Genomic DNA, 9,248 nt, shown 5'->3' with positions numbered 1-9,248 from the left:
CGTCGATGCGGTGTTGAGTCTCGGCCAGCGGCGCACCGATCGCGATCGACGCGTCCCCGGCGGTGAACGTGCGCACCCGGTACTCGACGCCGTCGATCGTCGTGTCGGCATAACCGGTGTCGAACTGCGGCAACACGATGTCTCTGGGGATGGAGACGGTGAAGCCGTCGACGCGCGCGGTGCGCACCAGGCCGCCGTCGGGGATCGGCTGGTCGAGGTCGGCCTCCTGGGCGGTGCGCAGCAGCGTGCCGATGTCACCCAGGCTGCTGACCGAATCGAGGCGACGGTCCAGTTGGCTGTACTGGTCGTTGGTCACGCCGAACCAGACCCACGCACCCAGTGTGATCACGAGCGCGACCACCGACAGCGCGGCGACGATCACGATGATGCGCAGGGACATCACCTGCGTCAGCAGCCGGTACAGTCGCCCGCCGAGTTTCACGATCAGAAACGATATGACGGTTCAGATCCCTCGCGGCAGTTGCGCGCCGATGAGCGGCGCGATCTTTTCCGCCATGTACGTATGGCCTGCGTCGGTCGGATGGACCCCGTCGCGCCCGATGAGCTCGGGCCGGTCGACGAACCAGCGCGCGGCAATCGGGTCGGCGAACGTCGCACCTGCCAGATCGGCCTGATACTTCAGGATGTCGCGGATGCGAAGCACGTCGGCGGGGACGTCGGCCGTCGGCCACGGCGGTCCGATGACCAGGAAACGCGCCGTCGGCGCGAGTCGGCGCGCCAACTGGAAGGTCCCGTAGACGAGGATCGACAGCTGCGTGGGATCGACGTGCTCGTCGTTGCGGGAACCGAAGAAGACGACGAGCGTGTCGTCGGGTTTCACGGTCGCGGTGGTCAGATCCTCGAACAGGCCGCCACGGTTGCCTCGGGTGCCGTAGCCGGCTCCGCCCTCGGCGCCGACGTCGGCCGTGGTGGCGACGCCTTGGCCCGCCAGGATCTGCCACGCCTGTGTGGTCCATCCCTTCGCGTCGCGCCCACCTTCGTCGCTGCCGGTGGTGTAGGAGTCCCCGATGACGGCGACACGGTTGACCGCGAAGTTGAGTTCGACAATTTCCTTGTGCCGCAGCGGCTCCGGATGCTGGTATGCCGCGACGGTCAAGAGCGCAAGGGTCAGCAGCATGGTCAGCGCGTGTCTCACCGCTCCAGCGTAGGGTCGCGCCGAAGACGTCGTCGTCGCGACGACTCGTGCGCTCACCCGGCGCGGGCTGAGACCACCTCTGGTCGCTCTCTCGGCCGGGAGACGGTGTGCAGCTTTCCAGGCGCTTCCGATCGCGTGGGGGCGCTCATCATGCCGCGCATCCATTTCCGGGCAGGCTCCTCGACGAAGTGGTAGAGCACGACAGCGCCGATCAGCGCGACGCCAAGTAGTGCGGCCATGGTCAGCTTGCCCGTGACGTCGGGCGAGAGGTGCAGCTCGAACTGCGCCACCATCCAGTTCCAGGTGGTGTGGACCAGTTCATGAACCATGTAGAGGCTGAACGACACGTGGCCGAGGTAGACGATCGGCCGCAACGAAAGCAGCCACGGCACGCTGCCCGATCCGATGGCCAGTGTGAACAGCAGGGGTACGAACAGCACGTCGACCAGACCCGCAGCGTCGACGATCTTGGGCAGCGGATGCGCGTCGAGCAGGTAGAGGGTCGCGACGATCGCGGCGCCCAGCACCAGTGAGCCGTAGCCGGCCGCCCGTCGGGCCCGATCGCCGGGCCGCATCTTGCGAACCGCAGCGCACACCAGGGCGCCCGCGGTGAACTGCATGACGATCCGCGGCAGCCAGCTCCACGGCGTGTAGAACAGGCCGGTCGCCAGTAGCAGCAGGATCGGTGGCAGCGTAGCGACGAAGGCCAACGCGATCAGACCGCGGGCCCGCGTCGATCGCGCGATCCGGAAGACGACCAGGACCAGCGCGCCGAACGACAGATAGGCCAGCCATTCGGCGCTGATCGACCAGGCCGGTCCATCCCAGCTGGAACCGTCGAAGAAGGGCACGAACCACAGTTGGACCATCAGCGCCTGGCGGATGTAGTTCGTTGCGGTCAGGGTGTCGGCTGCCGGCGAGGGCACGTGGCCGATGTGCAGCGTGAAGATGATCCACATGGCGGCCAGGTGCATCGTCACCAGGTACACCGGCCATACCCGGGCCAGCCGCAGCCACAGGAAGCGCACGGTGACCCGCCACGAGAGCGACGGGCCCATGCGGTCGAGATAGTTCCATGTCAGGACGAAGCCGCTGAGCATGAAGAACAGGTCGACGCCCTGGGCGCCGCAGTTGAGCAGCGGCGCCAGCGCCGACCGGAAGCCGGGCACCGTCTGCTCCAGCAGCGGCCGGAAGTGGAACAGCACCACCCACACCGCCGCGACGATGCGCAGGCCGGAAAGGGCTTTGATTTCTCCGGTGCGCACAACACTCTCTTCGCGGAAGTCCATAGCTTTAGCCGGAAGGTCCAGTCCCCCTTGGCCACAAGTCACCAGCAGCTTCCGAACACTACCAGCGGCCCGGCGCCGGAAGGAGTTGCGAAACGCGGTGCGGCGCGACACGCCCGGAATCAAGTCTCGATGAACTCTTGACTGATTCCAGATAAGGCGGCATATTGGCAGCGTGCCCTTGACGCCTGATTACGCGGACCGGCTGCGTGCCGCCGATCTCCGCGTGACCCGCCCGCGGCTTGCGGTGCTGGAGGCGGTCTACGGCAATCCCCATGCTGACACGGAAACGATCTTCGGGGCGGTGCGACGCGCGCTGCCGGATGTTTCTCGACAGGCCGTGTACGACGTGCTCGCCGCGCTCACCACCGCTGGGCTGGTGCGTCGCATCCAGCCGTCCGGATCGGTCGCCCGCTACGAGTCGCGCGTCGGCGACAACCATCACCACGTCGTGTGCCGGTCGTGCGGTGTCATCACCGACGTGGACTGCGCCGTCGGTGCGGCGCCCTGCCTGACGCCGTCGGACCCCGACGGCGCGCTGGAAGGCTTCGTGCTCGACGAGGCCGAGGTCATCTACTGGGGTCTGTGCCCCGACTGCTCGGAATCGCAGGTTTCCCGATCACGATCGTGATCGCAGCTCCAAACAACCCACCGGAAGGAACGCTGTGTCATCTGATACATCCGACGCTCGCCCGCCTCACGCCGACGACAAGACGCACAGTCACAGCGAGAGCGAGAACCCGGCGATCGACTCCCCGAAGCCGAAGTCGCACGCTCCGCTGACGAACCGGGACTGGTGGCCCGACCAGGTCGACGTGTCGGTGCTGCACAAGCAGAACGAGAAGGGCGATCCGCTCGGCGAGGACTTCGACTACGCCGAGGAGTTCAAGAAGCTCGACCTCGAGGCCTTCAAGGCCGACATGATCGCGCTGATGACGGATTCCCAAGACTGGTGGCCCGCCGACTACGGCAGCTACGCCGGCCTCTTCGTCCGGATGAGCTGGCACGCCGCCGGCACCTACCGCATCTTCGACGGCCGCGGTGGTGCCGGACAAGGTGCCCAGCGCTTCGCCCCGCTCAACAGCTGGCCCGACAACGCCAGCCTGGACAAGGCCCGCCGGCTGCTGTGGCCGATCAAGAAGAAGTACGGCAACAAGATCTCCTGGGCCGACCTGATGGCCTACGCCGGCAACGCCGCACTGGAGTCGTCGGGCTTCAAGACGCTGGGCTTCGCGTTCGGCCGCGAGGACATCTGGGAGCCAGAGGAGATGTTGTGGGGCCAGGAGGACACCTGGCTGGGCACCGACAAGCGCTACGGCGGGACGAACGACAGTGACCGCGAGCTGGCCGAGCCGTTCGGCGCGACCACCATGGGCTTGATCTACGTCAATCCCGAAGGGCCGGAAGGCAAGCCGGACCCACTGGCCGCGGCCCACGACATCCGCGAGACGTTCGGCCGGATGGCGATGAACGACGAGGAAACCGCCGCTCTGATCGTCGGTGGTCACACGCTCGGAAAGACGCACGGCGCGGGCGACGGCGACCTGGTCGGTCCGGAGCCGGAGGCTGCCCCGATCGAACAGATGGGGTTGGGCTGGAAGTGTGCGTTCGCCTCCGGCAAGGCCGGCGACACGATCACCAGTGGTCTGGAAGTGGTCTGGACGCCGACGCCGACGACCTGGAGCAACGGCTACCTGCAGGTGCTCTACGGCAACGAGTGGGAATTGACCAAGAGTCCCGGCGGCGCTTGGCAATTCGAGGCCAAGGGCGCCGAGGCGATCATCCCGGACCCGTTCGGCGGGCCACCCCGTAAGCCGACGATGTTGGTCACCGACATCTCGATGCGAGAGGACCCGATCTACGGCGAGATCACGCGCCGCTGGCTGGACCATCCCGAGGAGATGGACGCGGCCTTCGCCAAGGCTTGGTTCAAGCTGATGCATCGCGACATGGGGCCGATCAGCCGCTACCTCGGGCCGTGGATTCCCGAGCCGCAGCTGTGGCAGGACCCGGTGCCGGCGGTGGATCACGAGCTGGTCGACGAGCAGGACGTCGCTGCGCTCAAGGCGAAGGTGCTCGATTCCGGGCTGAGCGTGCAGCAGCTGGTGAAGACGGCCTGGGCCTCGGCGGGCAGCTTCCGCGGCACCGACAAGCGCGGCGGCGCCAACGGGGCGCGGGTGCGCCTGCAGCCGCAGAAGAACTGGGAGGCGAACGAGCCCGCCGAGCTGATCAAGGTGCTTCCGGTGCTCGAGCGCATCCAGCAGGAGTTCAACTCGTCGGCCTCCGGCGGCAAGAAGATCTCGCTGGCCGATCTGATCGTGCTGGCCGGTTCCGCGGCGGTTGAAAAGGCCGCGCGCGACGGCGGTTACGAGATCGACGTGCACTTCGCGCCGGGGCGCACCGACGCGTCGCAGGAGCAGACCGACGTGGAGTCGTTCGCGGTGCTCGAACCGCGCGCGGACGGGTTCCGCAACTTCGTGCGGCCGGGTGAGAAGAACCCGTTGGAGCAGCTGCTGGTCGAGCGGGCTTACATGCTCGACCTGACTGCTCCCGAGTTGGCGGTCCTCGTCGGCGGCCTGCGGGCGTTGAACGTCAACCACGGCGGCAGCAAGCACGGCGTGTTCACCGACAAGCCCGGTGTGCTGAGCAACGACTTCTTCGTCAACCTGGTCGACATGAACACCGAGTGGAAGCCGTCGCAGACGGCCGAGAACGTCTACGAGGGACGGGACCGTGCCTCGGGCACGGTCAAGTGGACGGCGACCGCCAACGACCTGGTGTTCGGCTCGAACTCGGTGTTGCGCGGCATCGCCGAGGTCTACGCGCAGGACGACAGCAAGGACAAGTTCGTCGAGGACTTCGTTGCCGCCTGGGTGAAAGTGATGAACAACGATCGGTTCGACCTGGACTGACGAGCGACTGACGACGTGCGGCACCCCGCGGGCTCACCGGGCTCGCGGGGTGCTGTGCTGTCGGGGCCCTTCCTGTTGTTGTCGATTCGCGACGAAGATGAAGCCGCCGACGACGAATACCGCGCGATGATGCGGTTCGCCGGCCTGGGCAGCGCCGGGATGCGACGCATCCGGTTGACTCACGAGTCGCTGGGCCGCATCGACCTGGCGGACTGGTCAGGCATCATCCTCGGCGGCGGCCCGTACAACGTCAGCGACGCCGCGGAGGTGAAGTCGGCGACGCAGCGACGGGTCGAGTCGGAGTTGTTGGGTCTCATCGGCCGCATCGTGGAGCACGACTTTCCTTTTCTAGGTTGCTGTTACGGTGTCGGCACTCTCGGTACGGTCATCGGCGCCACGGTGGACCGGGCGCACCCCGAACCGGTCGCCGGCGTCACCGTCGCAGTCACATCGGGGGGCCGCGCCGACGACTTGTTCGCCGACGTGCCCGACGTCTTCGACGCCTACGGTGGGCACCGGGAGGGCGCGTCCGCGCTGCCGTCACATGCGGTCCGCCTGGCGTCGTCGAGCACATGCCCGGTGCAGGCCTTCCGTGTGGGCGAGAACGTCTACGCGACTCAATTCCACCCCGAACTCGACCTCGACGGCATGCTCACCCGCATCGATGTGTACAAGAATCACGGATACTTCCCGCCCGAATCCGCCGACACGCTGAAAACCGCTGCGCGGCAATGGAACGTGCGATATCCGCAAACGATCCTGAAGCGATTCGTCGACAGGTATGCACGTCGGCGCTGAGGTACGCGATTGACGCGGGCGTTGTGGGGGCACTCCAGACTTCGTGCACACCGACGAGTACTCCCCCGGCCGGTCCGCCGACCTCTACGGCGATGTGGGCCGTGCGACCGTCCTCATGTGGCACGGCGCCCAGACCGATTCGCGAGCCGCCATGCGGCCGCTGGCCGAACGGGTGCACGAGCGCGGAGCGGCGGTCGTGCTGGCTGATTGGGACTCGCATGCCGACGACCGCGGCCGGGCGGACCTGCTGGCGTCGGCCGGTTACGCAGCCGATCGTGCCGGCGGGAGTCCGTTGATACTCGTGGGCTGGTCGATGGGTGGACTGGCGGCCGCCGGGCTGACGCTTCATGCGCGTCACATCCAAGTCGCCCACACGGTGTGCCTAGCCGGGGCGTTCATGGTTCCAGACCCGATCTCCGGGGTGCGTTTGCCGAACGAGCTGGACGGGGATGCGGTGCCGTTCACCCTGCTGCACGGTGAGCGCGACGACGTCGTACCTGTCGGGGTCAGTCGGGAGTTCGCCGCGACGCTCGAAGGCAACGGCTGGCCGGTCTCCTGTGTGGTGCTCGCAGCCGACCATGGCTCGATAGCAGGTGCCACGTATGACCCTGCCGCCGATAGCTATTCGGCGGCGGACGATCCGTCGGCGCTCGCGGTCGCCGATGACGTCGCGGCCCGGATCGCTGCCGTGCTCTGATCACTCCGCGGTGTCGATGCGGTGCGCCCACCGAAGGTGGCCGCCGCCCATGTCGGCGCACACGAATGCCACGCCGTCGGAGCCCTGAGCGGAGAGGTTCGCCTGCGGGCAGTCCATCGCGACGTTGTACACGCCGACCAGGGGCCCGGCCGCTGTCCAGACGCCGACTCTGTTGCAGACGAACGTCGCGCCGGTGGGACCCAGTCCATAGTTGAAGAACTTGCCGGGCGCACACGGGGCTCCGGCGACGACGTTGCGGGCCACGTTGGGGACGCACCCGGCGTCGTAGCAGACCGCCTCCGCAGTGGGTGCGATGGCGATCGACGCGGCGGCCATGGCCGCCGTCAGGATCGCCGTTCCGGCGTGCGATGGGGCCATGCGTCGATCGTCGCATCTGTGCTCGAAGCGCGCCGACGAATCGCGCGAGCGAACAGGGAGCCCAAGTCGGTTTGAAAATTGCCCGCGTAGCGAGCGACAACCGACTCAGAGCCGCATGCCTGTCCTCTCGCCAACCGGCGCACCCGGCCGCGTCGCCGCTCCCAGCGCAGCGCGTCGGACACCTGCTTGGAGGGACGTCCTTCGAAAGCGAAACCCTGCCACTCCAGCCCGGCGACGAGTTTTTTGACGGTATTTGGGCCGTGTTGTAGCAAGTACATCGTGAGCGCGTATCGCAGCTCTATGCCCTGCAGTTGATGCCTGTCCATGGCCGAACATTCCCACGCCCGGCCGACATGACGAGTTTGTCGCTCGCTACGCGGGCAATCTACGACAGCACTTTCAAGAGCCGCGTCGGAGCGACTTCAGTCCCTCCGCGGTGGCCGCTGGTCGTCGGGGTCGTCGGGGTCCGGATCGCCGAACCAGCGCCACGGCGTGTGCTGGGCATAGGTGTCATGCCAACTCCACCACTCATACGGTGCGCTTTGTGGATAGCCTCTTGGCGAGTCTTCCCAATCCTCTTGCCGGCCAAGGGCGGTGATGTCGAGGAGATTCCAGGTGTTGACGAACACCTCGTCGCCGCGGCCGTTGACGAAGTAGGTGCGGAAGACGCGATTGTCGTCGTCGCGGATGAAGACGTTCGTCCCGTGCCAGTCCTTGACGCCGAAGTCTACGTCGAACTGGTCGGTGATGGTGTACCACGGATGCCGCCATCCCATCTTGGCCTTCATGCGCTCGAGCTCGGGCTGGGTGGCGCGGGACACGTACACGAACGTGGTGTCGCGCGCGTTGAGGTGCGCCAGGTTCGGCACATGGTCGGCCATCAAAGAGCAACCGGTGCAGCCGTGTTCGGGCCAGTCTCCGGTGCCGGGCTCGATGAAAGCCCGGTACACGATCAGTTGGCGACGGCCGTCGAACAGGTCCAGTAGGTTCACCTCGCCCTGTGGACCGTCGAAGGCGTAGGTCTTGTCCACTGCCATCCACGGCATCCTGCGCCGCCGTGCAGCCAGGGCGTCCCGTGCGCGCATGAGTTGCTTCTCCTTGACGAGCATCTCCCGCCAGGCCGCCAGCCACTCCCGCTCGGAGACGATCGGTGGCGTCCCCATCATGGTCAGGACGCCTCCAAGCCGCTCTTGAGGTTCGCCAGCTTCCACGGCCATCCGCCCGAGATGAGTTCGCGCACCGTGCTTTCCGGCGGGAAGTCGTCGTGGATGACGGTGAGCTTGACTTGGCCGTCCTCGACCGGTTCGAGCTCGAAGGTCACCTTCGACCGACGTTCGGTCGCGGCCTTCTTGATCGTCTCCTCGCCGATTCCGAGCTCCGCGAGTTCGGGTACGAACGTATGGAAGGTGAACGCGAGCCGGCGGTGGGGATCGGACTCGAGGATGACCTGGTCCGGGTGCGCGATCTCGAGACCTTTGTCGGCCCAGACGTAGGTCGAGCCCTTCTCGAAGTCGGAGACGATGGCATGACCCATGTAACGATTCGAGAAGGCTGGATCGGTGATGGCCTGCCACAGCCGCTCGGGCGTGGTCCGGATGTAGGTGGTGTAGACGAATTCGTCGTTGCTCATCGGTTCTGTCTCCAAAGCTGTCTTGAGATCCGCGAGCGTCTGCACGCGCGCGCGGTCGTACTGAGTGATCCAGCGGTCGGCGATCGCGTTGATCGGCTCGGCGTTGAGGTAGTGCAGCTTCTCCCTTCCCCGCCACACCGTGCTGATGAGGTTGGCCGCTTCTAGCACGGCGAGGTGCTTGCTGACGGATTGACGCGCCATCGAGAGCCGTGTGCATAGTTCCCGCAGCGTCTGGCCGTTGCGGTCGTTGAGGCTGTCGAGAAGCAAGCGTCGATTCGGGTCAGCAAGCGCCCGAAATACGTCGTCCATTCCGCCATCTCCAATATGCAACCGTTTGGCTGCACGTTCGACGATAGGCAGCCGGACGGGTGCATGTCAATGGTCAGCGATC

General features: G+C 66.4%; 9 protein-coding genes and 1 pseudogene. 4 read left to right on the top strand and 6 right to left on the bottom strand.

The genetic code is table 11. The annotated features are described in order from the left end of the window. The 3 genes and pseudogenes from A5663_RS15850 to A5663_RS15840 all read right to left on the bottom strand — a co-directional run. Positions 1–400 (bottom strand): annotated as a pseudogene (locus A5663_RS15850) (two-component sensor histidine kinase); the annotation flags it as partial. Positions 401–463: 63 nt separating this feature from the next. Then, complete coding sequence (locus tag A5663_RS15845) at positions 464–1,138, bottom strand: GDSL lipase (protein WP_068150938.1); 675 nt, start codon at positions 1,136–1,138, stop codon at positions 464–466. A gap of 71 nt (positions 1,139–1,209) precedes the next feature. Further along, complete coding sequence (locus tag A5663_RS15840) at positions 1,210–2,421, bottom strand: acyltransferase (RefSeq protein WP_068150935.1); 1,212 nt, start codon at positions 2,419–2,421, stop codon at positions 1,210–1,212. Positions 2,422–2,617: 196 nt separating this feature from the next. On the opposite strand from A5663_RS15840, the gene A5663_RS15835 reads away from it, so the two are divergent. Genes A5663_RS15835 through A5663_RS15820 form a run of 4 tightly spaced genes read left to right on the top strand, consistent with a single transcriptional unit; the run spans position 2,618 to position 6,849 of the window. Beyond that, the gene (locus A5663_RS15835) at positions 2,618–3,073 is read left to right on the top strand and encodes a Fur family transcriptional regulator (protein ID WP_156744504.1); all 456 of its coding nucleotides are present in this window, start codon (positions 2,618–2,620) and stop codon (positions 3,071–3,073) included. A 34-nt stretch (positions 3,074–3,107) separates the two neighbouring features. After that, complete coding sequence (gene katG / locus A5663_RS15830; RefSeq protein ID WP_068150927.1) at positions 3,108–5,354, top strand: catalase/peroxidase HPI; 2,247 nt, start codon at positions 3,108–3,110, stop codon at positions 5,352–5,354. 15 nt (positions 5,355–5,369) lie between these two features. Further along, positions 5,370–6,152 (top strand): glutamine amidotransferase, encoded by a 783-nt coding sequence (locus A5663_RS15825; protein ID WP_068150924.1) that lies wholly within the window; start codon positions 5,370–5,372, stop codon positions 6,150–6,152. Between the two features lie 43 nt (positions 6,153–6,195). After that, positions 6,196–6,849 (top strand): alpha/beta hydrolase, encoded by a 654-nt coding sequence (locus A5663_RS15820; RefSeq protein ID WP_068150921.1) that lies wholly within the window; start codon positions 6,196–6,198, stop codon positions 6,847–6,849. On the opposite strand, the gene A5663_RS15815 is transcribed toward A5663_RS15820, so the two are convergent. The 3 genes from A5663_RS15815 to A5663_RS15805 form a co-directional block, all read right to left on the bottom strand. Then, on the bottom strand, positions 6,850–7,227 hold the full coding sequence (locus A5663_RS15815; protein ID WP_068150919.1) for a hypothetical protein: 378 nt from the start codon (positions 7,225–7,227) through the stop codon (positions 6,850–6,852). A 422-nt stretch (positions 7,228–7,649) separates the two neighbouring features. Further along, positions 7,650–8,390, bottom strand: coding sequence for a DUF899 domain-containing protein (locus A5663_RS15810; RefSeq protein ID WP_068150932.1), 741 nt, complete (start codon positions 8,388–8,390; stop codon positions 7,650–7,652). 5 nt (positions 8,391–8,395) lie between these two features. Further along, on the bottom strand, positions 8,396–9,166 hold the full coding sequence (locus A5663_RS15805; protein ID WP_068150916.1) for an SRPBCC domain-containing protein: 771 nt from the start codon (positions 9,164–9,166) through the stop codon (positions 8,396–8,398). Between the last annotated feature and the right edge of the window lie 82 nt (positions 9,167–9,248).

Source organism: Mycobacterium sp. E740 (assembly GCF_001672895.1).
GTDB lineage: Bacteria > Actinomycetota > Actinomycetes > Mycobacteriales > Mycobacteriaceae > Mycobacterium.
The sequence above is the reverse complement of the archived record's forward strand: the minus strand, read 5'-3'. Positions and strand labels throughout refer to the sequence as shown.